This is a genomic window from Pseudanabaena sp. CCNP1317, from assembly GCF_034931345.1.
Lineage (GTDB): Bacteria > Cyanobacteriota > Cyanobacteriia > Pseudanabaenales > Pseudanabaenaceae > Pseudanabaena > Pseudanabaena galeata.
Genome location: NZ_JAYGIF010000003.1, coordinates 37,182 through 63,469 on the forward strand (window position 1 = coordinate 37,182; position 26,288 = coordinate 63,469).

Below are 26,288 nucleotides of genomic sequence, written 5' to 3' on the forward strand. Positions count from 1 at the left end.
GATATGTTATACCAAAACGCAAAATGGCGTAGCGATTTTGTGAATTGAAAACCAAACCCGTGAATTCACGCCCCGCAGGGGCGCAAATTTACGGGTTTGGATAATTTATTTTGCACAAGTACTTATACGATCGCCGTGTTGATACAGCAAAATTTTTGATCGTAGTGAGGCATATTTTTGTAGTACGGTTACACTTGTAGATAGAGTTTTGGGTACAGCCTTGTCATTTAAGGATAAAACAATTGCGATAACAGGCGCTTCAGGCACGATGGGTCGTGCATTGATGTTTGAGCTATCTAAACGAGGGGCAAGAATAATTGCACTAACCACTTCACCTGATGTAAGTTTCCAAATAACAGATGGTAATAATCCAGCAAAAAAAGAAATAGAAGTTATAACTTGGCAACTAGGGCATGAAGCCGCGTTACGAGATCGCTTACAAACCGTTGATATTCTTATTCTAAACCATGGTGTTAATGTCCTAGGTGCAAGGGATTCTATATCAATTTATAAATCCTATGAGGTTAACACGTTTTCTTTTTGTCGTTGGATCGATGTGTTTTTAGAAACTGTCGAGTCTAGCCCAAACTCTACTAAAGAGATTTGGGTAAATACTTCTGAAGCTGAGGTCAATCCTGCTTTCAGTCCATTGTATGAACTCTCAAAACGGGCGATCGGTGATTTATTGACACTACGTCGCCTTGATAACTTCTGCACAATTCGTAAATTGATTTTAGGTCCTTTCAAAAGCGATCTTAATCCCTATGGTGTGATGTCTGGCAGTTTTGTGGCTTGGGCGATCGCCTTTCTAGCACAACTTGGTTTACACGATATCATTGTCACCATTAATCCGATTACCTTCATTGCCTATCCCGTCAAAGAATTTTGGCGATCGCTCTATTTTCGCTTATTCTCACGCTGTCAACCATAGAATTGATCATATGAATCCTTTACTACAATCAGAAATTTGTCAGTTTATTCGTGAGATTGGTCAAAAAGCGATTCATCTAAGAGAGTCGGGTTTTCAAGTTGACGAGAAAGGTTTTGATGATTATGTAACCAATGTTGATCGCGAACTCGATCACTTGCTTAGTCAAAGGTTTCAATCATGGTTCCCCAATGATGTGGTGATCAGTGAAGAAAATTCGCGATCGCAGGAACTATGGAAACAATATACGGAATTAAATCAAAAGTACTGGTTTATCGATCCCATTGATGGCACAGATGACTTTATTCATGGGCGTGAATTCTATTCGGTGATGGTTGGAGTTCTGGAAGCATTTCAGCCTACGCTGGGTTGGATCTATGCACCCAAGAGCGATCTTTTATACTTTGGTGGTACGGCGATTAATGGAGTATTCACCGTCACAAATGGGAATGTTCCTGAAGTTCTCTATGCAGTTCCGCCCATAGGAGCAAGTAGCGATCGCGTGATCGTCAGTAAAAAGGATGATCTCGCCTATGGTGATGCGATTCGGGCGGCGGTTCCCGATGTCGAGTTTTATACCCTTGGTAGTTTTGGCTTAAAGGTAATGGAAGTTGTCCAAGGTCGGGCAAGTGCCTATATCTATCTCAATCGTCGGGTCAAGCTCTGGGATACGGTTGGGCCTTTGGCGATCGCCAAAGCCGCAGGGCTAATTTGTTGCGATCTCTCAGGACGAGAAATTGGCTTTGGCTATGATGATATTCATCCTGAAAAGTTAACTCACAATCAAGTCGTTGTCATTGGTTGGTCAAAATTTATTGATGAACATCTTAAGGTGATTTATCAAGAACTTCACAACCATATTTTATAGCAATGTAAGCTTTGCTTAAGACTTAACCCTAAAAAGATGAGTGACGGCGCTTCGCGCCGTCACTCATCTTTTTAGGGTTGATTTGTCCTAGCTATCTTTTGCCTTGCTATATAATCTGCGAAACCCTTGCAATTCTGGGAACATTTTCAGGCAAGATATTAAATTGCTATGGTTGCCGAGCAAATATCTAAAAGCTTAAGGTTTGTCAAGAAAAATGAGTACCCTTCCCTCTTCAGAAATTTATGATGCGATCGTGGTTGGTTCTGGAGCCAATGGCGGCGTTGCGGCTAAGGAATTGAGCGAACGGGGTCTCAAAGTCCTTGTCTTAGAAGCAGGTCGTACTCCCGATGCTAAGGCAGATCTGGGGCATCAGGTTAGGGATATGGCAAAGCGCTTTTATAACCTCGCTGTTTCTAAGCGACAGTCCTACCAATCGATGCACCCTGGCTATTGGAAGGCAAACCCTGACTTATTTATCGATGAAAAGGATAATCCCTATACCACACCAGACGATCAGCCTTTTTATTGGATTCGGGGGCGACAGGTAGGCGGTAAAAGTTTGACTTGGGGGGGCATCACCCTTCGCCTATCGGATTATGAATTTAAAGCCGCCAGTCGTGATGGACATGAGCAGGACTGGCCGATCGCCTATGCCGATCTCGCACCTTACTACAGCAAATTAGAGCAGTTTTTTCAGGTGCGCGGCAGTCAAGAAGGACTAGCCCAACTGCCCGATGGTGAATACCAACCCACACTACCCCTTACTCCCGCCGAACTGCATTTAAAGCAGGTTGTGGAAACTAATTGGTCTGACCGTTGCCTGATCCCTTCACGGGGCTTCGGACTGCACCGCCCCACCCCAGAGCAACCTTGGCCGATGTATTCTAGCCTAGGATCTTCGCTCAAGGCAGCGATCGCCACGGGTAATGTAACTTTGAGATCGGATGCAGTGGTTAGTCATGTGATTTTTGATCCAGATACGCGCAAGGCTCGTGGTGTGGCATATCGCGATCGCAACAGCAAAACCACCCACGAAGTATTTGCGCGTACAGTCGTTCTCTGCGCTTCCACGATCGAGTCAGTACGAATTCTCTTACATTCCACGGAGAAATATCAACAGGCAGGATTAACCAACCCGTCGGGAATGCTAGGACGTTACCTAATGGATCATGTATCCACTTCCACTTTCTTTTTCTTACCAAATATCAAGCAGACGAAAACCTTCGATTTGTCGGGATGTGATAGCTTTTTTATTCCCTGCTTTACTAATTTGGAATCACAACAAGAGAAATTTTTGCGCGGCTATGGCATTTGGGGTGGGGTACAGCGCTTTGATTTACCAAGCATTGTCCGTAAAGTCGGATCTGGTTCCATTGGCTTTCTGATTGCCCATGGAGAAGTTCTACCTCGTTATAACAACCAAATTCAATTAAGTAATGATGTCGTTGATGCATGGGGAATTCCTGTACCCCATATCGAATGTGCTTGGTCAGAGAACGAACATCTGATGTTAGACCATATGCACCGACAGATTGATGAAATCATTAAACTTGCTGGTGGAAAGAATATGAAGTTGACGGATATGTTCCATGTCCCTATCTTTGCAGATTTTGTCAGCCAAATGGAAGAAATAATGGCATTTTCAGCTCCCCCTGGTTATTACATCCATGAAGTCGGCGGCGCGAGAATGGGAACGTCACCAACAAACTCGGTAGTCAATGCCCATAATCAAATTTGGGAATCTCCTAACCTGTTTGTCACCGATGGAGCTTGCTGGACTTCATCGGGTTGGCAAAGCCCTACTTTAACCGAGATGGCAATTACAGCGAGGGCAAGTGCGTTTATTGCTGAAGAGATGCGTAAGGGTGTTTTTTAAAACTATAAATACAAGAGATGTTGTACCGCTTTGCGGTGCAACATCTCTTGTCGGGGAACTCATTCAAAATCAACGAGCCTGAGAAAAAATTCGGTATTCTCTAGTATCAAAGCTAGAAATATGTGAATCTGATTGAGTATTATCTTCTGGTAAATTTGACAATTCATTGGGAATCATTCGGACAAGGTTGTAGCGAGTTTCACCAGCATAAATTGCAAGGGCGATATTCAGCATATCGATAAATGCAATGACTGATTTACATTTAGGCTCACTATATTGACTATAGTATTTAATTACAGAAGCTACCTTTATTTCAAGGAATGGGCGAATAGATTCATTTAGTAATAGAAGCTTCACAAGTAGCATCACTAAATTGATCGGGTTTGTATGGTGAAGTAAGATATTAAATAACTCCGTTGGCTGCTCGCGATCGCTAATTGTGATTTCACTAATTAGATACTTAGCGGTTTTTAAAATTAAGAGTGTACTAACAGGATCGTCATGGTGTTTTGATTTTAAATCCCACAAACCATTATCCAGTTTAGTTTGTAAAGTCTCAGATATTTCAGCATCAGCCATAGAAAAATCGATATATTTAAGCAAGCCAACTTTAAATTCTTGATAGGATAGATTCTGGATATTCTCAAGGAAATTAATAGCTAATTGTTGGCAATTAAGTACACTCTTTTTTGTAAGCATAAGTGTAACTAGATTAATCACATTGTTGCTTAGGCTTGTAGGGTTTGTGGAGGGATTGTGTAGGGATGATTGCGTACCTATACGCGCAGTGTACATAGCGAGATCAAACTTAAACTTATCTTTCATCTTTTGCGCTAATAAGTGAGCAGCTTGTCTTTGCTCTTGAGAACTGGCTGGGTTTGTATATTGATAAGCTAGTAAGTAAGATGCAAAACGATTACCCCAATTTTGATCGTGATTGACCTGACTTTCTAAATGCAATGTAAAGAGTTTTAATGATTGAAAATCTTCACTATTGACAAATATCTGCAACCAAATTCGGAGAGTTCTTAATTTAATAGATTTTGGTTTCTTATGAATTGAAGGATGATTAAAAACATCAATCAATGATTGAATATAATCTCTCTTATTACTAACTGTCCAATTATTAACCAGAATATAACAACAACGTTTTAGTGTATAAAAAAATTCTTTTTCATTATATGCAGTCAAAATTTGATCGAGTGCATGAGTAATTTCAGGATTATTGCCATCACTAAAATTTACGAATAAATTCCTAAAATCTACAAGTACGAGATCTGGCGATTTACAGCGCACAACGTCTAAAAAGAATTCATAAATTCTTTTCTGTGCTTGTTCAATTCCTTGAGAGTAAATGCGATCTGCTGTCCAGAACATAATAATTTCATTTTTTAAGGTGTGAACTAACAGTATCTAAGAACCTATTTAAGAATTACTTTCTACGGTTAAAAGCTCTAAGAAAGCCCCCTCAATCCCCCTTAAAAGGGGGAAGAATTTAATTCTCCCCCCTTTTAAGGGGGGCTGGGGGGATCTAGACAATTCTTAAATGGTTTCTAAAGCTTGTATTTCTTACTGACAAAGCTTAATAGAGTACTTGTATAGATATTATTCACTTTTTTAACTGTTTAAAAGTGATTCTTGGGGCGATTTTGTTATCAAAAAGATATACGGAAGTTATGTAAATGTTATATGTAGCATTTGGCAAGGCTCAAGAGCCATAATGCTTGAACCCCCAATAATATAAGAGTCGGTGCTTCACACCGACTCTTATATTATTGGGTAATCGCTACCCTCTTTCTAGCTTAGCGTCAGACCATAAAACCCACAGCAATTCCCAAGCAACCACATCCCAAGATATTTTTTAAAAGTGTTGTGACACAACACTTTTAAAAAATATCTTGGTTTGGGTTTAAGCACCAACCTCTTGGCTGAGCGGAGTAGCTAAATTTTGTTGTCGCACCGCACAAACATTTGTGCAATGATAAAAGTACACAGAAAAAAGCCCACTGTTTCCAGTGGGACTAGCATTTTTGTGTTGAGTGCGGATATCTTAAATCATTTTGTGGTCAAAGATATTAAGTTTTTTGCCTCCTTAAGTGATTTTTTTGTGATCACAAGTCACAAAACACAAAATACAAGTAACAGCAAACCCTGCTGTTACTTGTCACCCTCTAGTTAAAGATTTTGCTAGCCCTGACATGCCTGAAGAAGCCAACCTCCCATCTCCACAAGAATCTCCTGCCTCTCCATTTAAAAATCTGACGGGAGCAGCGATCGCCGCTACTCTTGCCACTGGGCTTTACTCATTTACAAATATGGTGGCTCACAAGCTAGCTTCAGCACCTTTGCAAACTACGAATACTCTGGCTAATCGCATTGCCACGCTGGTTCGCACATTATTGTTAGCGATCGGCACTGGCGCAACGATGATTTTTGCGGTAATTGCGGTGGGTTTGGTGTTGCTCACGATTAAACAAGTATTTATGGCGATCGCCATTAAAAAGTAAAAAATCGCGCCTTGCCATACCTAATCAAAACACCAAAAAGCACATCCTTTGGATGTGCTTTTTGGTGTCTACCATTCCAAAACCAGTCCTTGCGATCGCAAAAGCGTCTGTAAATCGCCAATCCTACCGCGATCGAGAATAGCCTGTGGAGTTAATGAGGGATCATCCTGCAATACAATCCAAGCAGCAGTGGCTCCTGCTGCGGCTCCTGCCGACCATTCACCCACATGGATGCGCGTTGCGCCATTAACAATATGACTAACTGCGATCGCCTTACCACCCATCAGCAAATTATCAATACGCTGAGGAATTAAACTCTCAAACGGCATGATAATTGGACGGACTTTATCCTCATTCGCAGGAGCAGAACTGGGAGCTTTCGATGGTTCCCAATTGCGATAGCGACAGCCATGCATATCGATCGCATAGTGGGTCAACCCAATCGAAGTAGGATTAAAATTGCGCCCACCTTCCATATCATTACGAATATCTTGCTCACGCATCAAAAACTCAGACTGACCATAGGCTGATCTTCCCAAAATTCTCCGACCTTCACGGATATATGGATACATGCTCAACCCTGATTCTGTGGGCATCGGGCTATCAACTCCAGACATTAACCGTAGAGGAAATTCTGCGGATGCATAATTTTCCATGAGCCATTCCGCAAATAACAGAGCGTGGTTTTCCCCATCCTTGAGGGCTGACGTATTCAATCCCCCCAACCAGTTTTGCTGTTGTCCCGAATCTCGAATTTGCTTGTCAGTCAAGATTAGAGGAGGATTCATTATCCCCCAATCATTACCACGGTTCCAGTTAATTACCGTCATATCGCCTTTAGCAGGAATTGCCTTAAAAGGATCATCCCGATTCATACTGACAATACGACGATAGTTGAATACGCTATTGCCTTCAAACATGGGGAATCTACCCAAGTCATAGTCTCTGCGATGCTCTTCACGGGAATAACCTGGTTGAACTTTGCGAAGTTCTTTGAGCGATCGCCCTTCATCATCGGCAATTTTCAGAACAAAGGGAAAAGTAAAAGCTTGTGTGCATTCAGGATTGTCGGCTACCGCATGTAATTCACCCGTAGTATCAAAACCTTCAGCACCTAAACGGTGGGGAATATTTGCCCAAGCGATCAATTCAGCAGTATCGGTGGAATCAATCACGATCATCTGCTTACCTATAGGAGGCTGCAAACGGATGGGCTTCTTAACAAAGGTTTCATCAGAGTTCCAGTTAAACCAGCTTATGATTTCACGAGATAAGCGCCCTTGAGAAAGATAGTTAGGATCGCGAGGAATTCTCTGTACAGCATGGATAGCGGTAATGCGATCGCCTTTTTCATTAAAACTCGCGCCCTTAAAGGCAGTCTGAGTAATCCATCGACTCTTAGGGGCTGAGCGCTGCGACTCTCGCAAAAATTCTTCGGATGCAAGTTCTCCTGCATAGGGGGTAAAGCAAAGATTGCCCACCCAACAGCTATTGGTGTCCGCCACCACCGCCTCTGGTTTCAGGTAAGAATATTTCTCTGGCAAAGCGGGCTGGCTGGCAATAACATTTTTAAAATGCGTCCAACTGAGGGGAAATTGCTGATGATAACGCATTAGTAACGATTCATCGATCGCGCTAACACCCTGCGAACTAACCTGACCACCCAGCATCGGAGTAAGCTCGATCAGGCAAGTTGTTGCCCCAGTTTTCATTGAATGATAAGCCGCCGCAACACCACCTAATGAACCTCCCACAACAGCTACTTCGCATTCCCATACTTCGGCATCCTCTGGTGCTGGCGGATTTAGTAATGGATAGCCATTGCGATCAAATAATGGAATTGGATTATTAGTATTTTGGGCGATCGGTTCAATAGACTTCGGCTTATTAAAAATCTGCCAAGTTCTTGCTGTTGCGCCGCTAAGTACCACACCCATAAACAACAACCCTAAGATGTATCGCAATTTAGGGCGAAAAGATGGCTTAGGCTTTAGATCTTCAACATCTTCGACGCGATCGCTAATGTTTTCTGGTTTGTATTGTTGATCTTCTTGATCGCTCATAACTTGCTATTACTAACTGAAGATTTGCCTGTTTGGAAGACAAGCAAGTTTACTCACATCACACAATCTTAAGATTAACTTATAGTGTCAGTGATTAGACATATTTTAGTGTATGCGAATTGGCTGAATAAAAAAGTTCGCAATTTATAGCCATAGCCACCTGTAATTCTCATTATGAAATTTGTGAAATCGATTTTGTTGTTTCCAGCACCGAAGGCGCTGAAAACAACAAAATCGGTTTTTTGAAAACCCGCCGTTGGCAGGCTTTCAAAAAACCGATCTTTAATAATGAGAATTGCTAGTAATTTAACGTGAGTTCGATATAGCCATTTGCGGCGTGCTTTGCACGACGCAAATGGCGAAAAATGGTAAGAATCGCTTAGCGATTCTTACCATTTTTCGCTTTCGACGAACTGACGTTCAGTTAAGTAGATCACCATAATTAAAACCTAGAAAGGTGTCCCGCCTGCTACGCGGGCGGGTTACCTTTCTAGGTTTTTAGGTTACTTCTGCCTAGTTATTTATTAGCTACAAGCTACTGGTGCGCCAAGTTCTTTAGGAGTAGCAAAAGAAGTTCCACAACTACAAGATTTACTAGCATTAGGATTACGGAATCGGAAACCACCACCTAATAAATCTTCTGTATAGTCAAGTTCTAAACCTTGCAATTGAGGCAAGTTACTATTATTGATCACAATTTTTACGCCGTTATACTCGTATTGATTGTCATCAGCTTCGAGTTGGTCAACAAAGTCCATTAGATAGGACAAACCAGAACAGCCACCTTGTTTAATACCTAAACGTAAAGGTGCAGAAGTGGCACGTTGGGTTTGAAGATTTCTTACGCGTGCGATCGCAGCATCGGTCAATGTAATCATGTGAAATTTTCCTGTGGGTAAATCGTGCTAAGAGCAATATTAGTCTTCAAGTAACACAAGTGCAATACTAGCTAGAGAGACATTGGTGTAGCCAACCACTTTGGCGGCTTTATAAAACGGCTTAGTTAGAAAGCATTTATGAACACCAAATAGACGCACTCCCTGATCTAGAAGTAGTCCAGTTTTGAAATGAAAATTACGATGTAGTTTTACAGCCTTAGCAAGGTTGGATTTTGTTTTACAGCAAACCATGAGTTTTCTTTGATAATTCAACAACTTACTCTATGTTATAGCAACCATGAATGAGTTGTGAGGATACGCCCCGAAGGGGCGCATATTCAAGGTTATCGCAAACCATAAATGAGTTGTGAGGATACGCCCCGAAGGGGCGCATCTTCAAAGTTATCGCAAACCATGAATGAGTTCGCATCTTCAAAGTTATCGCAAACCGTTATCGCAAACCATAAATGAGTTGTGATGGTACGCCCCTTCGGGGCGCATCTTCAAACCGCTTTTTATAACTATCCAGAAAACTAGTGGCAGCGCAAAGCGCTGCTATAGCAATGTAAGTTTTGCTTAGGACATAAAACCAAAAATATGAGTGGCGGCGCTTCGCGCCGCCACTCATATTTTTGGTTTTGCTTTGTCCTATCTATCTCTTGCGCTGCTACTAGTCAATGTAAGTGAAGACAGCTATACCTTACAAATAACGCTAGTTTGGGTAAAAATGGGATAGGCAGTGCTAGGTGCTGCCCATCCCATTTACTCAATATTTGCTAAGTTTTATGCAATTTGCCGATCGCCTTCAGCCGCTACAGTCTAATGTGTTTGCCGATATGGACATTGCCAAAAGTCAGGTCAAAGCATCTGGAATGTCAATAATTGACCTATCGCTTGGATCATCTGACTTGCCAACTGATGCATTTATTTTAGAAGCGATCGCCACAGCATTAAAAGATCCCATTACTCATGGTTATTCTCTGTTTGGCAGCACTGTAGATTTTCGCGAGACAGTAGCAGCATGGATGCAGAAAAAATTTGGAATAACAGTCGATCCTGAGGCAGAAGTATTACCTTTGATTGGTTCACAGGAAGGAACAGCCCATTTGCCGCTTGCTTTACTTAATCCCAATGATTTTGCGCTCCTACAAGATCCTGGTTATCCATCGCACTATGGCGGCATTCATTTAGCAGGAGGTCAAGTGTATGGGATGCCCCTACTAGCTGAAAATGACTTTTTACCAGTCTTTACTGATATTCCTGAGACAGTGTTGTCGCAAGCAAAGATGATGGTGTTGAGCTATCCCCATAATCCCACTGCGGCCACAGCAACTTTAGAGTTTTTCCAATCCACTGTCAGCTTTTGTCAAAAACATAATCTGGCTTTAGTTCACGATTTTCCCTATGTCGATTTAGTATTTGATGGCTCGACACCACCTTCGATGCTACAAGCTGATCGCGCTCTAAGTGTCAGCATCGAATTTTTCACAATGTCTAAATCCTATAACATGGGAGGTTTTCGGGTTGGTTTTGCGGTAGGCAACCGCGAATTAATTAAAGCTCTGCGCCAAATTAAAGCTGTCGTCGATTTCAATCAATATCAGGGCATCATGCGTGGTGCTATCAAGGCTCTTAATGGCGATCACACAACAATTGAGCGTGTAGTTGCCACATTTCAAGAACGGCGAAATGTGATGCTCGAATCCCTTAAAGCGATCGGCTGGGAAGTCCCTCATCCCACTGCAACAATGTATTTATGGGCAAAGCTACCCGATCGATATGTCCACAGTTCAATGGAATTTTGTCTAGACTTAATCAAATCTACAGGAGTTGCACTAGCTCCTGGATCGGGATTTGGTAAACAAGGCGAAGGTTATGTCAGGTTTGCGCTGGTACATCCAACTGAAGTTTTAAGAGAAGCGTCTATAAAAATTGGTGAATTTTTACATTTCCAATCATGAAAATTTATCATGCCAAATAGGTAAGGAGGGGCGGCACGAAGTGCCGCCCCTCCTTACCTAGATAAATCCTTTCTTTGTTGGAAACAGCAAAATTAGTTCCATAATGAAAATTGTGACCATTGCAGTATCAACTTCATTTTTATGGGCTTTGTTTGTTAAGATTAGCTTAAACTTTGTATGCAATGAAATAATTCAAGCTTGCAAGAGTCTAAAATAAAACGCTTATTGCTATTAAATTAAGATTTGCTGATAAAAATCGTTGTTTGTTAAAATCACATTAACGGTGTTGACAGTCTCTGGTTTGAAATAACGTTAGATGTGTCTAATCAAATTGCGATTTAAACTTTTAAAAAGCGCCTAGCGGTGCAAGCCCGAACATAATGCTGAGGATTGATTCATGGCTTCCAATAAAAATATCCCACAAAAAAGTCAAGGCGCTAACGAACCTAATAAGCAACCAGTACAGTCTGATGCTACTGATGTCGATTGGATGATTATATCGGATATTAGTACGCGAATTGGCGGATCTCCAGACATCAAATCAGGATCAAATCAATCTCCAGTAATCTCACATTCCCAAGTGTCTAGGGATCAAGATGCTGATAATGATCTGGAAGATTTAGAATGGTTGCGATCGCTAGGTTTAGATGACCCAATTGAACGACCTACATCTAGGAATACATCAAACAAATCAAATAGTCAGGGTAGTACTACTCCTAACAACGAAGTTGAGAATATTGATTGGTTGATTGTGTCTGATCTCAAAACAAGGATGGATGACTCTGATAATGCAAGAGCTAATCCTTCATACCAAGATATTAGTCAACCTCAGACTACTCTTCAACAAGTGTCTGATAGTCTCAACTTAGAAGAGGACTTAGGCTTAGACGAATTAAACTTTTTAAGTGACTCTGATTTTTCTGACTTGGACTCTTTAGGCTTTGATACGTCAAACTCTCTGAGTATTGATGAGTTACAAAATGAGATCGATAATACAGAAGGTAAAATTAGAGAACTAGAAGAGCTACTAGATGATAATAAAGACTCAAGTTTCGACTTAAGTGATAATGACTGGGATAGTATCTCAGGAATATTAGACGATAATTTTATTCAGCCATCTAGCGGATTTGATCTAGATACCGTCAGTAGATCTTCCGAAACATCAGCTCAAGTTTCAGATGTTTTGGGGAATAATGACAAGGAATTTGAAAGTATAGCTCTAGTTGTTGAGCAATTACCTGAGACTTATTACGCGGATGACCTAGATAGTTTAGATAATTTATTAGCTAATGATTTAGATCTATTTGAAGAAGTGCAATCTGAAGAAGCGCAATCTGAAGAAATGCAATCTGAAGAAATGCAATTTAATCAGATTGTCGATGACTTTGAAGTTCAGGATAATTTCACAGGTCAGTTTGAGAATGAATGGCAAAATTCACTAGCCCAAGATCTACCTTTGGATGATTTTGAGTTTGGCAGTCTGGGAGTAGAAGTTGACAACACATTAGATGATGACTTTGCTGTTTCACCGTATCAAGGTTCCTTTAATCCAAATGTGAATGAAGATGAAATTTGGTCGAGTAATTCCTCAGAGCTTGAGCATTCTCACCTTGATGAATCGGTTGAGAATGCATTCACCAGTGATTGGGGAGAGGTTCCTAAAAATGAGATCGATGATGATGCTCTATGGGATATTCCTTCTAGCATAGATGGTGACTTAATATCTTCTACTACATCTATAGACAATGCTTTTGGCATATCTGATAACTGGGCTAGTGGATCGCCGCAAGTAGATGAGCCTGACTTACAAGAACATGGTGATTTTGAGCTAGTTAATATTCCTTCTGAAGCCTCAGAAAATGCTGATTTTGAATATCCCAATTTAGAATCTTCTAAATCAGAAGACTATGTTAGCTTTGAGCCAACTGTAGATTCTAGTATAGAATTTGCTGACTCATTATCCATTGAGCCAGAGTTTGATCGCCAAATTGAAGCACCTTTGGAACAGGTGTTTGAACAGCCAAACAATCAACTAGAAGACGCAGGTGATCTTGAGGATTGGGGTATAGAACTTACTTCTGAAGACGTAGACGTAGATAATGATATTAATGCTGATCTAAGTTGGGATGCATCGCTAGCAAATGAAAATATCATTGATACTGGGCTAGTTGATGAAGCGGATTGGAGTGAAAGCTTAGAAGCCGAAATTGATATTGACAATGAAACTGATTGGAGTGCGAGCCTAGAAGCTGAAATTAGTCGTGGTAACGATGCATGGCACAATGAGTTAGTTGAAACAGAAGATTATTTGCCTCCTTCAGATCAAGCTTCAGAAATTTTTAACGATGATTTGCTAGGTGCAGTTGATAATAACTTACTAGAGCAATCTCTCAATGAAGGCTTTGATTTTAGCAACAATAGCAACAATATTGGTGACAATGATTGGGCGATCGCTGATGGAGCTGATAATGGCAATGAATTACCTGAGAGTATCAGTAGTTCTGAAGCTATTAATTTAGAGTTCCCACAACCATATGAAGTTTTTAATGATATCTCAGGTAATCTAGATACTTCTGAACAAACTCTCCATCAGCAGCAGACTATCAATTCTAACGAATTTGTTGAACTTGATGCCTCATCTCACAATGATATCTATTCAACAGGTATAGAAATTAATGAATTTGAACAATCTGAGAATTATACCTCTCCATCATCAGAATGGGACATCCTTAGTGAATCTATTGCTGAGCAAATTACTGATTCTGATTTTGCTAATTATGCCGATAGTCTTGCTGTGGAAGAATTCCCTGACTCAGGGTTAGATGATAATTTTGCTAAATATGATGATAGCTCTGTTAATGATTTTGATAACTTTGATAATAATATAGTCCCACCAGCTAACGTTAGTTCAGTAGAATCTAATTGGGATGCAAATACTTCTCAATCACTGGTTACAGACAATAGCAATGCCAATGATAATTTAGGGGGTATGTTGGATGATGATTTTGATCTAGCTTCTTTTGATGAAGATAGCTTGCCAGAACTTCCCGTTGATGATTTCAGTCTTAACAGTATTCCTACAACACTCACACCAAACCGCCCTGTATCAGACTTACCCGTAGAAGAAGATTCACTCTCCGATGGATCTAGTCTTCCCCAGACTGATATCAATCTTGTGGATAGAGTGGAAAGCAACTTAGTTGGAGCTAGTGATCCCTTTGAAGAAGCTTTGGTAAATGATCTACTCAATGATAACTATGCAGAAGTAAATTTTCAAGAAGAAGCTTTAGCTCATGATTTGCTCAATGGGTTTGTGTCGGAATCAGAGGGTTTTAATGACTTTGTTTCAGTAAAAGAAGAGTCGTCTACTATTACCTCTCCAAGTTTAAATTTAGAAGCATCAAAGTTTGCTCTAACTACAAGCGATCATGATTTTTTAGATGATTTTGATCTAGCTAGTCTTGACCCACTCACTGACGATGGGTTTATCTCTGCCCAAATATCTACTGGGCTGACACCACCAACCCCGCAAATTGCTCCACCTCCTCCAAGTCTTCCTCCCCTTACTAAGCAAGAACCAACTTCTCCATCTGTCAACAACCCACCACCACCACCTTTTCTACCCCCATTGCCACCAAAGCGTAATCCCACTCAAGGTGGTAGTACACCGCCAATCCCCCCATCACGTCCTAATGCTACCTCTCAGCCACAGCCCCCAAATAGAATGGGTCGAAGCAATCAAGATGATTTTGATCGATTTCACTCTCAACCAGATCAACATAGACAGCGTAAACCGATCTCCTCAATTGATGAAGGCTGGTCAGAATTATTAGATGCTGATACTGTGCTTTCTGGAGGAAGAGCATCCACAGGAACTTCCTATAGTGATATAACAACGCCTCCAAGTGCAGGATCATCGGTCGGGAAAGCCCCACAAAACAGAGAACGGAGAGAGCGAAATTCTTCTGGTATGGCAAAGCGAAAAGAAACTGGATTACCTGATTTTAACGATCTTGGATTGGAAATTCATGATGACAATACAGATTGGTCAGGTTTGCTAGATAGCGGTGATTTATCCGACAGCATCACTACTATTAGTCCTCAGAATACCCAACTACCTTCGAGGATTAGAACTAATCCAACAGCCTCTTTGCGATCTGATATAACGGGTATAAGTGAGACGAGAGAAATTCCCCGCGATCGCCGTAGACCATCGGCAAGTTTTGGTGATTCGACACAAGCACGTATGGGTGCTACCCCTGATCAAATCGATTTTAATCGGTTTACTGAAGACAATTATGATGCTTATGGTGGCTATGATCAGCCAGTAGCATCGCCGCCGCCAAGCGCTTCTAGTAAGACTAAATTAACGATGCCTAGTGTTAGCTTGGAGTCACTATGGCAAAATTATCTCAAACTTCCTTTGATCGGATTAGGGGCGATCGGTGGAGTTTTTCTGCTCTATAGTTTGCTAAATAGACCTGTGTTCGATTTAGGCTTACGTTGGGGACTATTTAAAGATGCCAGTGGTAAAGATTTTACAAATGCCGATTTCAAAGGAGTCAAACTGGATAACGTTGACTTTAGCAAGTCCATTCTTACGGGTGCAAAAATGCAAGATGCAAGTCTTGTGGGTGCGAATTTTCAGGAAGCAAACCTTGATGGGGTGAACTTTTCCAATGCTAATTTGAGTCGAGCGAGATTAATCCGATCTAGTATTATCAGGGCAGAATTTAATAAGGCCCAAATGAATCTCGTTGATTTAGCAGGAGCCGACCTGACGCGCTCTAATTTTGTTGGGGCTAGAATGGAAGGGGCTAACCTGAAAGATTCTAAAATTGGTAATCAAGGAACAGAGACAGCTACAAAATTTAGTGCAACGACTTTACTTGCATGGCAAATCGTCAATCAACCTCGTGAAGGACGTAATTTGGCTAATCAAGATCTGTCGGGCTTAAATTTGAGCTTTACGAGTCTCAAACGAGCTAATTTAACCAATGTGAGGCTTAACTATACGGATATGACCAATACTGACTTAAGTGGGGCGAATCTAACAGGTAGTCAGATTAATGGAGCTAACTGGAGTGGAGCCAAGCTCAATGGAATTAACCTTACCCGTGTTAATTTCGATAGGACTAAGCTGCCAAAAACAGATGAGGAAACAATTTGTCCTAATGGAGCGAAAGGTCCTTGTAAATTTCAATAAGCCCTAAAAAACAATAGAGAACCGATTTTTTGTGGCACAGCTTCGCCGCGCCACAAAAAATCGGTTCTCTTTTAAATTGCAGAACCCTAACTCTTATGAACTATGTTGTGATTTATGACGGTAATTGTAATCTCTGTGCTAGCTTTGTCAGCCTGCTAGAAAAGTTCGATCGCGGTCATCAGTTTTGCTATATCCCCATGCAAGATGCACAGACATTAGAAATCTTTAATGTCACACCTGAAGATTGTGAAATGGGGATGATCTTAATCGATCGCCAAGTTTCTACTCAAAGATGGCAAGGTAGTGAGGCGGCTGAAGAAATTACACGACTATTGCCTATGGGCAAAGCTTTTATATCAGCATATCGAGAGATCGCACCTCTTAAATCTCTTGGAGATTCGACCTATATTCAGATTAGAGACAATCGCTATAAACTATTTGGAAAACGCGATCGCACCTATCAGACTGCTTATCCATTTGGTTGTGCCGCGAGAAAGTAGCGATAATACTAAGCTCTCCATCTACATTGCTATATAGCAATGTAGATGGAGAGCTTAGGACATAAAACCCAAAAGATGAGTGGCGGCGCTTTGCGCCGCCACTCATCTTTTGGGTTTTGATTTTTGTCCGAGCTAACTCTTACATTGCTATATAATCATTTTTGCAATGTTACAAGGCAAAATTTGTGTATACAGTTTCTTCTCAGCAAAAGCAATACCATACCTATATCTTGTCTGATGAGAGCGCAAATTCTCAAATAGAAGTTGTGCCAGAGCGTGGTGGCATTGTCACAAGTTGGCGGATCAATAACCAAGAAGTTTTCTACCTTGATACTGAACGTTTTACCCATCCTGATTTGAGTGTTAGAGGTGGCAATCCGATTTTATTTCCACTCTGTGGCAACTTGCCTAGTGACACTTACAATGTCGATGGAACTGACTACAAAATCAAACAGCATGGCTTTGCCCGTGAGTTACCTTGGACAGCGACATCACAAAGTAATGATGGTGGAGCAAGTGTAACCATTGAGCTAGGTAGCAATGAACAAACTAAGGCGGTCTATCCATTTGATTTTCATTTAGCTTTTACCTACACATTGCGCGGCAATACCTTAGAGATTCGCCAAGAATACAAAAATCTCTCTTCTACACCGATGCCATTCTCTTCAGGCTTCCATCCCTATTTTCTCTGCGGTGACAAAAATCAGATTAAAGCCAATATTCCTTCTGGACGCTATGAGGATAATCGCACTAAGGAGAGTTTTGATTTTGATGGTAAGTTTAACTTCGATCAAGAAGAGATTGACTCAGTATTTGGACATCTTTCCAGTCGCTCAACTTCTGTAGTTGATCGCGATCGCAAACTTAAAATTGCGATCGATTACGATGATTTTTACACCTATCTGGTGTTTTGGACAGTTAAGGGCAAAGACTTCTATTGTCTAGAGCCTTGGAGTGCTACTCGCAATTCTTTGAATACTAAGGAGTATTTAACTATACTAGAACCTAATGCTAGCTGTACAGCCACAGTAAGTATTACTGCAAGTTTCTTTTAAATAATTGCAGTTCTATTGATATGAACAGAAGGAGCATTATTTTGAAAATAATGCTCCTTTGTAGATTAACGACAGTTCGACGAAAGCAGAAAATGGTAAGAATCGCTAAGCGATTCTTACCATTTTCTGCCATTTGCGGCGTGCTTCGCACGCCGCAAATGGCTATATCGAACTCACGTTACGTTAATGAATGGTCATAAAAATTTAAGTTTTTACTGCGCTTTGCGATCAAACCTAAACCAAGAAAAAACTTGAAAGCGTTGTTTTGCAATGCTTTCAAGTTTTTTCTTGTGGTTCGTTTTATCGGTAATTGTTGTAACTGCGATTTCACCATTTTTTTTGAAAATAATAGTGAGCCAGTATGTAAGGCTCTACAGCTTTAGTTTAGCGAAACCCTAGCCCTATATAACAATTTCTCCCCTTGCCGATAACCAATATATCGCACGATCGCCATAGACCCTGTTTCAATCTCGGCACTTCCTTCCATTAATTGATGCTGTTGTGGATCATAGGGGACTTCTGCACCAACGGAACCGATCATAGTAATTCCCCACTTTTTTAAGAGCATATCAATAGGGCGCAACAATGGCAAAATATTTTTGGCTAGCATATTCGGATTACTTTGAGTCGCATAGACGGCTGATGGCAATTGCAAAAGTAGAGACTCTAATTGATGAATGGTTTCTCGTTCAAATTGCGATCGCAATTCTTGCTTTTGATGCTCAAATTTTTGCTGCAAGCGTTGATATTCTTCGCGCAAAGCCGCGATCGCTGAAATTGAGACTTCTGAATTACTTGGCTCACTAATAAACTTAGCGATCAGTTCGTTGACTTCAATTTGCAACACTTCTGCTAACTTCGCTAAATCCACATATCTCAATGTCGCTGCGTTACCCTTACGCAGCGTATCGATCGCCCGACGTGACATTCCTGTGCGATCGCTAAGTAATTGGAAGCTAGATATACCAACTAACTGCATGAGGTGACGTAATATTTCAGTGCGATCGCTCATATCCTGATTTAATAAACTAATAAAGAATCTATGTAGATCACCATAATTAAAACCTAAAACCAGAAGCTGTCCCGCCCGCTTAGCAGGCGGGACAGCTTTCTAGGTTTTTAGTTTACTTATGCCTAACTACTTATTGTTTATGGGGTGGCAAAGCCTCCCCGTAATCTTTTAGCTAGATGAGAAGTTGAGTATTTGTCTCATCGCTCATCTATGCTGTCTATTGTACTAAGTAGCTCACTATAATTAAAACCTAAAACCAGAAGCTGTCCCGCCCGCTAAGCGGGCGGGACAGCTTTCTAGGTTTTTAGTTTACTTATGCCTAGCTACTTATCATCATTTTCTTGCCCCTTTGAATAACTATCTGTTCTATGGCTAATAAACTTGGATTTTGGTTGATTTGGATTTTATTTGGGGTTTATGCATTCTTCTTTGCACCACCCGATCGCCCTGACACATTGACGTTAATCCAAAAGCTGATCGCAGGTGACTGGCAAAGTACAAATGCTTATATTGTGGCTCTATTTAATTTGATGGGCGTTTTCCCCTGCATTTATGCTTGTATGTTAGCTAGTGATGGACAGGGGCAGAAAATACCAACTTGGTTATTTTCGTTGCTCTCATTTTTAGTAGGAGCCTTTGCCCTGTTGCCCTACTTTGCACTGCGTGAGCCAAATCCGACATTTATTGGCAAAAAAAATTGGAATGTCAAAATTTTAGATTCGCGTTTTGCAGGTATTGGGATTAGCGCGATCGCCCTTTATTTTTTAGCTTACGGATTCGCTAATGGTAATTGGGCTGATTTTATCCAGCAATGGCAAACCAGTCGATTTATCCATGTGATGAGTTTAGATTTTTGCATGTTGTCGCTGATGTTCCCTTGGTTGCTTAGTGATGACATGGAAAGACGCGGCATGACTGATGATCGCTTTTTTTCATTTATTGCACTTATCCCTCTTATAGGCGCATTAATTTATCTATGTTTGCGATCGCCTTTAATTGAAAATGAGCAAGAGTTAACAGCTTAAAACACCAATAAAAAGGCAATTCATGCCTTTTTTACTGGCAAATATTTTCAATCATGCGATTTGCTTGAGAGCCATAGCCGCCGCCAAAGAGATTGAAATGATTGAGAATGTGATAGAGATTATAAAGAGTCTTGCGCTGTTGATAGCCTGAATCCAATGGATAAGCTACTTGATAGGCTCGATAAAACTGCGATGGGAAGCCTCCAAATAACTCAGTCATCGCCAAATCAACTTCGCGATCGCCAAAATACAAAGCAGGATCAAAAATCACAGGTTCCCCATCGACGAAGGCCGCATTGCCACCCCAGAGATCACCATGCACCATTGAAGGCTGGGGTTGGTAATCCTCAAAAAATCGCGACAGAGCCTTATAAACTTTTTCTTCGGGAATATTACTGCGCCAACCTTTGCGTTTAGCCAAATTAAACTGGAAGGCAAGCCGATATTCAATCCAAAAATCGAGCCAACTATGAGTCCAGTTATTAATCTGCGGCGTTGCTCCAATCACATTGTCACGCTCCCAGCCAAATCCGCGATCGCTAGTTACTCGATGCATTGCCGCCAGATTTTGACCCATTGCTTCCCAATCTTGACGATCGCCTAAGTCAAGATTTTCCATTACTAAGTAAGCCACATCATTAGCAATCCCCCAACAAATTGGCCGTGGCACGCGAATTGTGTGGGTAGCATACATTTGCTTGAGGGCGATCGCTTCAGCAGCAAACATATCTAAATAGTTAGCGGTATTAGACTTTACAAAAAATTGGCGCTGACCATCGGATATTCGATTGGCTTGATTGATGCAGCCACCAGACTGAGCTTGACGGCGATCGCTGGTAAAGCGCTCTCCCGTTGCTTGCGAAATGGCGATCTCAATTTCATCCCACATAATTTTGTCCACAGTTCGGTAGAGTTTGAGAGATCATTCTCAATAAAACGTAACCCTAAAATCTAGAGACGGTTCGTATACTGAGAACTAACACTATTAATTGATTACAGTAAATTTCGATAAACCTAAATCCAAATTTTTTAGAAGAGCGACGCAAAGCGTCGCTCTTCTAAAAAATTTAGTATTGTAGTACAGCCTTAAAAATTATCCTAAGTTGGTGAAATATGATGAATGACATTGGTAAATACCGCTTTGTTTGTACCCTCACCCTCAGTGATATTTTGGGTCAGGTAATTGTCTGGTTAGGCGTGATTTTTGCGGCTTTAGCATCAGCGCTTTCGCTAATGAGTAAGCCCATTTATTCCTTTGGTGCAGTGGGTTTGATCGTGGTAACTTCTCTCCCTTTTTTACTCTTCACCTTCGTTACGACATTATTTAATCACATTGATATTGTGCCTCTAACAGAAGAGGAAATCAAACAAAATAATTCCAAAATATCAGGTGTCCGCAAAACTGCGATCAAAGCTTAAGTTAAGTGCAATTCACTACAAAGAAGAGTGGGCGCAAAGCGCCCACTCTTCTTTGTAATTGTCATTATAAAAATCATTGTTTGAAAGCCCGCCGTTGGCGGGCTTTCAAACAATGATTTTGGTATTTCCAGCGCCGAAGGCGCTGGAAATACCAAAATCGGTTTCATAATGAGAATTGCTGACTCTTCCTGCTTACTGTAGACATTATGAGCATTGTTTGCTAAACCATTAGCTAAGAATTTAGAAATGAGGTTTTAACTACTATGCGTCAGCTTAATTTTATAGTCTTTTTTATCGTTGCTCTTGCTTTAGTACTGTTTGCCTTAGAAAATACGTCACCAGCATCCATCCAAATCATCCCTCAGCTTAAAGTCGCTGCTCCGATCTCCGTCGAACTAATCTTGGCAATGGGCTTAGGTGCAGTTTTAGCTTGGATATTTAGCGTCTGGTCAGGTTTGCAAAAATCTATCGATATGCGGAATAAAAATGTGCAGATTCAGAATTTGCAAGAAACTGTCCAGAATTTAAGCGTGGAGATTGAGGAGCGCAAGCGCTTAGTTTCCGCCTCAGCGATCGATGTTGAGATCGATGAAGATAAGTCTAAAAACTAAAATAAAGGGCGCAGATGCGCCCTTTATTTTACTCAAATTAGATTTTCTGGCTATTTCATCGCAATCGGTGATATTTTTAAACATCCGCTTCTTGTAAGCTCCATGACCCTATCGATCGCTGAATCAGTTACCAAAGATGCCATTGCCCTCCTCATTGATCTTGCAGAAAGAGGCGAGATTGATCCTTGGGATGTGCAGGTGATCGATGTAGTCGATCGCTTTTTGTCGCGGTTAATTGTTAGCGATCGCCGCGATTTATATGACTCAGGTCAAGCGATGCTCTATGCATCGATGTTGGTCTTACTCAAAGCCAACTCATTATCGGATATGCAATCAGCCTATGATCAAGAAACTACTACCGATGATGATCAGGGTGAATTAGATGAAGAGATTGCCACCGACTCAATGCGCTTGCCCACGGATTTTGATAAACGGTTGCGCCGCTTGCCCGTGGCTTTGCCGCCAAAGGCGAGACGGATCACCCTAGAAGAGTTAATCGCGCAGATTGAGGCAATCTCTGAAATTGTTGATCGCAAAACTAGTAAACCCACCAAACGTCCTAGCCAAAGCAAAGTTGCTCGTAAAGCTGCTATGAAGGCGATCGCGCAGCTAGCTCACAAAGAAAATTTATCGGAGATGGTTGAGGAGATTGAGCGTTATTTTTTGCTGCATCCTGATGAAGAGATTGAGATATCTGATCTAGCAGCAGTATTTAATGATCGGGTGGGTGTATTTTGGGGCTTATTGTTAATGTCTTCTCAATCCAAAGTTGAGTTATTCCAATCAGAGTTTTATGGCAAAATCCAGATTGTGCCAACGGTCAAATCTCCAACGATCAAAGAATTGCCATTTCCAAATAGTTCAGCTAATTCCACAGTAGACTCTACTCAGTTACAATTGAAATTCGCTGAATTAAAAGAAGTTTCGTGAAACATCTAATTTTATCTGACTATCATCGTCCTCAAAACTTGGTTAAGAAGTTTTTTGTTGGACTAGTTGCGGGAGTAGGTGCAATCTCTCTCAGTCTAACTAGTCATGATTCTGTGTCATTAGCACAGGTCAATAAAACTATCTATAAGCCAACGGCGATCACTAGTGGTGTAGACGTGAATGATATTCTTACTGATAAAGATATTCCGACTGGACAGAAAGGTTTTGCCCGAGACTATACGATTAATGTTCAAAAAGATGAGCGTTTGGAAATAGCAGTAACTTCTGGAAGCTTTGATACGGTATTGAGTCTATTAGATAGTAAAGGAGAAGTTGTTGCCGAAAATGACGATGCTGCGGGTGATAGTACTAATTCATTGATCTTTGTTAAAATACGTCAATCGGGAAATTACATTGTTAGAGTTTCGTCTTTTGGTGGTAGTAGTGGCGGTAAGTTTACACTGAGAGTCAATAGGCTCCAAATCATCAAATAGTTGTAGTTGCGGTGCTTTGCACCGCAACTATCCTTGAGGTTTATGATGCTTCATCATTATCCATAAAAGGTTTCTCATGGGCTGGCTTAATAGTTCTCCAAATGTAATCACTATAGTCTTTGCCATCTAGTAGAGAGAACAAAATCGTGTGATTTTGGTAAGTTAAAATATGCTTTGCCATTTCTTTGCGATCGCTGCGATCTACTACTGCAATAATCCGCTCAAAGTCAGCCTTGGCAGCATCTTCAATTTGTTGATATTGAGCAATGAGGTTCGCCTTAGTTTCTTTGACCCAATTGTAAAACTCATCGGGAACTCGCTCTAAAATATCCTCAAAGGGAGTTTGATCGCGCAACATTTCCCAAATTACTTTGCTAGTAACTTGAGTCAGTACACGATGCAATTTCACATAGTCTGTAAACTTAAACTTCAGTCTTAACCCACTGGCAAAGCGAATTACGAAGCCTTCTTGATTTTGTTCATTGAGATTGGCGATCGCCTCTAGATCTTTTAAGCCATCATACTTTTTCGCAATTGGGAATCCCAAATGCTGAAACGACTCAATGTCATGTTCTTTTCCTGATTCAGTTTCAATTACTGCCAATAATACTAAACCTTCAAAGTCTCCATAATCGACAACTATGCGATTAGCAGGATAGATAATCTCAAATAGATAGGTTAGCGATCGATCTAATATTGGAATTGCGTTTGAGTACTGTGATATCAAGATTTGATTGGCTTTAATGGCTTGGTCAGAGTTAAAGCTACCTCTAGAAGCAATATAGGGCTGATCTTGATACCAATATAAAATCCCTAAAGAGCCATCTATCTTCTCGTATACATCAAAAGGTTCCGAGGGAATGGCTTCTTTATGTTCTTGCAGATTAAAGAATTTAGATAAAGGTCGAGCCGCGATCGCACCATCACGATTAAGGATCAAGCCTCGACATTGGATCGTTTCAGGAGTCCATAGGCGATCGTACTGCGCTTTGGCTGTGTAGTTATAGATAAATAGCTCACCACTGGAATGAGGACGTTTGGTGATATATCCTTCAGTAATTAGTTGATCGATTTTCTCCAAATTGATGGCACTCATTCTATAGTCCTTAATAATTTTAAATTACCGCAATCATACGATGGGGAGAATTGCTGCTTTTCAGCACCTGCGGTGCTGAAAACCTTAAAATCGGTTTTGATGAAAGTCAGCCGACGGCTGACTTTCATCAAAACCGATTTTTTACAATGAGAATTGCTGAGAGAAGAGAGACAAAGCAGATAGAATTTCTGCAATAGCTGAAATTTGGGGCTGGCACGGGGGCGCAGCCCCTACAGAATAAATTATTCAGGTAGGGGCAATCCCGCCGTGGTTGCCCTTCTTGGCTAGTAGCAGGAGATTTGTCATCAGCGTTCCACGTAACATCAGTATATAATCAAAGCAATCCAACTAAATTTAGAGAAATTTAGAATTATGACTGTGGCGACAGCATCGAAACCTTTGAAAGTCCTGATTGTTGAAGATGATCCACTGATCCAACTTGGACTAGAGCAATCACTCTCTCAACAGCCAAATATTACTGTAATTGGCATTGCAGAAGATGGTTATATCGGTGTAAAAATGGCTCAAGAATTACATCCTGACATCATTGTGATGGACATTGGAATGCCTAGACTAGATGGAATTTCAGCCACCCAGAAAATCAAGGCTGCCTCACCTAATGTTCATATTGTGATGCTTAGCTCCCATACCGATGACACCGAAATTATCGCGGCGCTATCGAGTGGAGCCGATGCCTATTGTGTCAAAGGTACAACTACTGAGAGTCTTTTGGCAGCCTTTGCCGCCGCTAAAGATGGGGCAACCTATCTCGATCCTCAAGTTGCTCGCAAAGTGATGGATCATCTCAAACCACCGACTCAACCAGAAAACACTTCGCATCTATCGCAACGGGAATTAGAAGTGCTGAAATTAATTGTTGAAGGTAAGAGTAATCCTGAAATTGCGAAAACACTTTACCTTAGCCCCAACACGATTAAAACTCATGTGCGCGGAATTATGAACAAGTTATCTGTTGACGATCGCGTCCAAGCCGCAGTTGTCGCTCTAAGATCAGGATTGGTAAATTAAGGTAAAAACGCTGCTATGTGCCGTCCTTACTTTGTAGATCCTATAGCGATTGGTAATAAGGCTATATAATTAAGGCTGATCTACAGAGCAACAAAATAGAGTAAAACCGTGGCGCATACCTTTTTAGTGCAACCTGGGAAATGGACTCTCGAAGGTAATTGGGTAGAGCGAGACTCCATGCCAATTCAAGTCAAGGGTAGAACTTTAGTAGGTTGGTCAAGAGATAATTTTTGGTTCACTATGGTCACTAAGTTAACTTTCCCCAATAGCGATCGCGATGAATTAACTATGGCTTATAAAGGAAGAATTGACTCAGATGAGCGTCGATTTACCTTTGTTGTTGATGATAGCTCTCTGGGCAAAGTTGAAGGAGAGGGGATAATTGGACCAGAATCGATTATTCAACGTTATTGGGTCATGGGTGACAAAAAAATGCGAACGGGTTTTCAGACTCTTTACCGTCGAGATAATAATATTTATTCGTTAACTAGTGGGATTATTGCAGGTCAAAATCTCGAAAGCACAATGGAAGCAGTATTGACACGTCACATGGATTCATAAAAATATTTATAGCTATAGCTAACTGTATCAGAACAAATCAAAACCCAAATAGTGTGAGGCGGCGCTTCGCGCCGCCTCACACTATTTGGGTTTAAAGTGTAGCAACACTTTTGGGAATTAAAAAAACGTCAGTTCGACGAAAGCGAAAAATGGTAAGAATCGCTAAGCGATTCTTACCATTTTTCGCCATTTGCGGCGTGCTTCGCACGCCGCAAATGGCGATATAGAACTCACGTTAAAAAAACAAACCAATTAAGGGTTTTAAAAAC

Annotated in this window: 22 protein-coding genes; 15 read left to right on the plus strand and 7 right to left on the minus strand. The window is 41.0% G+C overall.

Annotation, left to right across the window (positions count from 1 at the left end):
* Positions 1-151 precede the first annotated feature (151 nt).
* From VB775_RS01805 to VB775_RS01815, 3 genes are all read left to right on the plus strand, one after another.
* Positions 152-931, plus strand: a complete 780-nt coding sequence (locus VB775_RS01805) for a bifunctional sterol desaturase/short chain dehydrogenase (protein WP_281009410.1) — start codon at positions 152-154, stop codon at positions 929-931.
* Positions 932-941: 10 nt separating this feature from the next.
* Positions 942-1,796: a 3'(2'),5'-bisphosphate nucleotidase CysQ family protein gene (locus VB775_RS01810; RefSeq protein ID WP_281005687.1), complete on the plus strand. Its 855-nt coding sequence runs from the start codon at positions 942-944 to the stop codon at positions 1,794-1,796.
* Positions 1,797-2,010: 214 nt separating this feature from the next.
* Entirely contained in the window at positions 2,011-3,672 is a 1,662-nt protein-coding gene (locus tag VB775_RS01815; protein WP_281005688.1) for a GMC family oxidoreductase, read from the plus strand.
* Positions 3,673-3,741: 69 nt separating this feature from the next.
* Here VB775_RS01815 and VB775_RS01820 read toward each other — a convergent pair whose 3' ends face one another.
* Positions 3,742-5,049, minus strand: coding sequence for a hypothetical protein (locus tag VB775_RS01820; protein ID WP_281005689.1), 1,308 nt, complete (start codon positions 5,047-5,049; stop codon positions 3,742-3,744).
* 821 nt (positions 5,050-5,870) lie between these two features.
* Here VB775_RS01820 and VB775_RS01825 point away from each other — a divergent pair.
* Positions 5,871-6,179 (plus strand): DUF3082 domain-containing protein, encoded by a 309-nt coding sequence (locus VB775_RS01825; RefSeq protein ID WP_281005690.1) that lies wholly within the window; start codon positions 5,871-5,873, stop codon positions 6,177-6,179.
* Positions 6,180-6,247: 68 nt separating this feature from the next.
* Here the strand turns inward: VB775_RS01825 and VB775_RS01830 are convergent, their stop codons facing one another.
* From VB775_RS01830 to VB775_RS01840, 3 genes are all read right to left on the minus strand, one after another.
* The gene (locus VB775_RS01830) at positions 6,248-8,242 is read right to left on the minus strand and encodes an FAD-dependent oxidoreductase (protein ID WP_281005691.1); all 1,995 of its coding nucleotides are present in this window, start codon (positions 8,240-8,242) and stop codon (positions 6,248-6,250) included.
* A gap of 524 nt (positions 8,243-8,766) precedes the next feature.
* Positions 8,767-9,120, minus strand: coding sequence for a HesB/IscA family protein (locus tag VB775_RS01835; protein WP_190578647.1), 354 nt, complete (start codon positions 9,118-9,120; stop codon positions 8,767-8,769).
* A 39-nt stretch (positions 9,121-9,159) separates the two neighbouring features.
* Positions 9,160-9,372 (minus strand): hypothetical protein, encoded by a 213-nt coding sequence (locus VB775_RS01840; RefSeq protein WP_281005692.1) that lies wholly within the window; start codon positions 9,370-9,372, stop codon positions 9,160-9,162.
* A 533-nt stretch (positions 9,373-9,905) separates the two neighbouring features.
* Between VB775_RS01840 and VB775_RS01845 the strand changes: the two genes are divergently transcribed.
* The 4 genes from VB775_RS01845 to VB775_RS01860 all read left to right on the plus strand — a co-directional run bounded on the left by VB775_RS01845 (position 9,906) and on the right by VB775_RS01860 (position 17,842).
* Complete coding sequence (locus tag VB775_RS01845; protein ID WP_281009411.1) at positions 9,906-11,081, plus strand: LL-diaminopimelate aminotransferase; 1,176 nt, start codon at positions 9,906-9,908, stop codon at positions 11,079-11,081.
* Between the two features lie 397 nt (positions 11,082-11,478).
* Positions 11,479-16,287, plus strand: a complete 4,809-nt coding sequence (locus VB775_RS01850; protein WP_281005693.1) for a pentapeptide repeat-containing protein — start codon at positions 11,479-11,481, stop codon at positions 16,285-16,287.
* Between the two features lie 95 nt (positions 16,288-16,382).
* A complete protein-coding gene (locus VB775_RS01855) occupies positions 16,383-16,787 on the plus strand; it encodes a thiol-disulfide oxidoreductase DCC family protein (RefSeq protein WP_281005694.1) in 405 nt (134 codons plus the stop codon).
* A gap of 185 nt (positions 16,788-16,972) precedes the next feature.
* Complete coding sequence (locus VB775_RS01860) at positions 16,973-17,842, plus strand: aldose epimerase (protein ID WP_281005695.1); 870 nt, start codon at positions 16,973-16,975, stop codon at positions 17,840-17,842.
* A 379-nt stretch (positions 17,843-18,221) separates the two neighbouring features.
* On the opposite strand, the gene grpE is transcribed toward VB775_RS01860, so the two are convergent.
* Complete coding sequence (grpE, locus tag VB775_RS01865) at positions 18,222-18,854, minus strand: nucleotide exchange factor GrpE (RefSeq protein WP_281005696.1); 633 nt, start codon at positions 18,852-18,854, stop codon at positions 18,222-18,224.
* Positions 18,855-19,222: 368 nt separating this feature from the next.
* Here grpE and VB775_RS01870 point away from each other — a divergent pair, with 368 nt between their 5' ends.
* A complete protein-coding gene (locus tag VB775_RS01870; protein ID WP_281005697.1) occupies positions 19,223-19,879 on the plus strand; it encodes a DUF2834 domain-containing protein in 657 nt (218 codons plus the stop codon).
* A gap of 31 nt (positions 19,880-19,910) precedes the next feature.
* On the opposite strand, the gene VB775_RS01875 is transcribed toward VB775_RS01870, so the two are convergent.
* Entirely contained in the window at positions 19,911-20,768 is an 858-nt protein-coding gene (locus tag VB775_RS01875) for a fructosamine kinase family protein (RefSeq protein ID WP_281009412.1), read from the minus strand.
* 227 nt (positions 20,769-20,995) lie between these two features.
* Between VB775_RS01875 and VB775_RS01880 the strand changes: the two genes are divergently transcribed.
* From VB775_RS01880 to VB775_RS01895, 4 genes are all read left to right on the plus strand, one after another.
* Positions 20,996-21,298 carry a hypothetical protein gene (locus VB775_RS01880; RefSeq protein ID WP_176453218.1) on the plus strand — a complete coding sequence of 101 codons (303 nt, stop codon included), beginning with the start codon at positions 20,996-20,998 and terminating at the stop codon, positions 21,296-21,298.
* A 263-nt stretch (positions 21,299-21,561) separates the two neighbouring features.
* Positions 21,562-21,909: a LapA family protein gene (locus VB775_RS01885; RefSeq protein ID WP_281005698.1), complete on the plus strand. Its 348-nt coding sequence runs from the start codon at positions 21,562-21,564 to the stop codon at positions 21,907-21,909.
* A 102-nt stretch (positions 21,910-22,011) separates the two neighbouring features.
* Positions 22,012-22,839: a segregation/condensation protein A gene (locus tag VB775_RS01890; protein WP_281005699.1), complete on the plus strand. Its 828-nt coding sequence runs from the start codon at positions 22,012-22,014 to the stop codon at positions 22,837-22,839.
* Positions 22,836-23,333 carry a PPC domain-containing protein gene (locus VB775_RS01895; protein ID WP_281005700.1) on the plus strand — a complete coding sequence of 166 codons (498 nt, stop codon included), beginning with the start codon at positions 22,836-22,838 and terminating at the stop codon, positions 23,331-23,333. Before VB775_RS01890 ends, VB775_RS01895 begins: the two co-directional genes overlap by 4 nt.
* A 40-nt stretch (positions 23,334-23,373) precedes the next feature.
* Here VB775_RS01895 and VB775_RS01900 read toward each other — a convergent pair whose 3' ends face one another.
* Positions 23,374-24,429, minus strand: coding sequence for a T4 RnlA family RNA ligase (locus VB775_RS01900; protein WP_281005701.1), 1,056 nt, complete (start codon positions 24,427-24,429; stop codon positions 23,374-23,376).
* A gap of 372 nt (positions 24,430-24,801) precedes the next feature.
* Between VB775_RS01900 and VB775_RS01905 the strand changes: the two genes are divergently transcribed.
* Positions 24,802-25,458 (plus strand): response regulator, encoded by a 657-nt coding sequence (locus VB775_RS01905; RefSeq protein ID WP_281005702.1) that lies wholly within the window; start codon positions 24,802-24,804, stop codon positions 25,456-25,458.
* Between the two features lie 108 nt (positions 25,459-25,566).
* The gene (locus VB775_RS01910) at positions 25,567-26,019 is read left to right on the plus strand and encodes a hypothetical protein (protein WP_281005703.1); all 453 of its coding nucleotides are present in this window, start codon (positions 25,567-25,569) and stop codon (positions 26,017-26,019) included.
* The last annotated feature ends 269 nt before the right edge of the window (positions 26,020-26,288 follow it).

What these genes read in the sequence shown, in the direction of transcription:
- VB775_RS01875 (WP_281009412.1), bottom strand. Translation starts at nt 20,768, where the DNA reads ATGTGGGATGAAATTGAGATCGCCATTTCGCAAGCAACGGGAGAGCGC.
- grpE (WP_281005696.1), bottom strand. Translation starts at nt 18,854, where the DNA reads ATGAGCGATCGCACTGAAATATTACGTCACCTCATGCAGTTAGTTGGT.
- VB775_RS01840 (WP_281005692.1), bottom strand. Translation starts at nt 9,372, where the DNA reads ATGGTTTGCTGTAAAACAAAATCCAACCTTGCTAAGGCTGTAAAACTA.
- VB775_RS01810 (WP_281005687.1), top strand. Translation starts at nt 942, where the DNA reads ATGAATCCTTTACTACAATCAGAAATTTGTCAGTTTATTCGTGAGATT.
- VB775_RS01880 (WP_176453218.1), top strand. Translation starts at nt 20,996, where the DNA reads ATGAATGACATTGGTAAATACCGCTTTGTTTGTACCCTCACCCTCAGT.
- VB775_RS01855 (WP_281005694.1), top strand. Translation starts at nt 16,383, where the DNA reads ATGAACTATGTTGTGATTTATGACGGTAATTGTAATCTCTGTGCTAGC.
- VB775_RS01825 (WP_281005690.1), top strand. Translation starts at nt 5,871, where the DNA reads ATGCCTGAAGAAGCCAACCTCCCATCTCCACAAGAATCTCCTGCCTCT.
- VB775_RS01850 (WP_281005693.1), top strand. Translation starts at nt 11,479, where the DNA reads ATGGCTTCCAATAAAAATATCCCACAAAAAAGTCAAGGCGCTAACGAA.
- VB775_RS01845 (WP_281009411.1), top strand. Translation starts at nt 9,906, where the DNA reads ATGCAATTTGCCGATCGCCTTCAGCCGCTACAGTCTAATGTGTTTGCC.
- VB775_RS01815 (WP_281005688.1), top strand. Translation starts at nt 2,011, where the DNA reads ATGAGTACCCTTCCCTCTTCAGAAATTTATGATGCGATCGTGGTTGGT.
- VB775_RS01905 (WP_281005702.1), top strand. Translation starts at nt 24,802, where the DNA reads ATGACTGTGGCGACAGCATCGAAACCTTTGAAAGTCCTGATTGTTGAA.
- VB775_RS01885 (WP_281005698.1), top strand. Translation starts at nt 21,562, where the DNA reads ATGCGTCAGCTTAATTTTATAGTCTTTTTTATCGTTGCTCTTGCTTTA.
- VB775_RS01820 (WP_281005689.1), bottom strand. Translation starts at nt 5,049, where the DNA reads ATGTTCTGGACAGCAGATCGCATTTACTCTCAAGGAATTGAACAAGCA.
- VB775_RS01870 (WP_281005697.1), top strand. Translation starts at nt 19,223, where the DNA reads ATGGCTAATAAACTTGGATTTTGGTTGATTTGGATTTTATTTGGGGTT.
- VB775_RS01890 (WP_281005699.1), top strand. Translation starts at nt 22,012, where the DNA reads ATGACCCTATCGATCGCTGAATCAGTTACCAAAGATGCCATTGCCCTC.
- VB775_RS01830 (WP_281005691.1), bottom strand. Translation starts at nt 8,242, where the DNA reads ATGAGCGATCAAGAAGATCAACAATACAAACCAGAAAACATTAGCGAT.
- VB775_RS01835 (WP_190578647.1), bottom strand. Translation starts at nt 9,120, where the DNA reads ATGATTACATTGACCGATGCTGCGATCGCACGCGTAAGAAATCTTCAA.
- VB775_RS01900 (WP_281005701.1), bottom strand. Translation starts at nt 24,429, where the DNA reads ATGAGTGCCATCAATTTGGAGAAAATCGATCAACTAATTACTGAAGGA.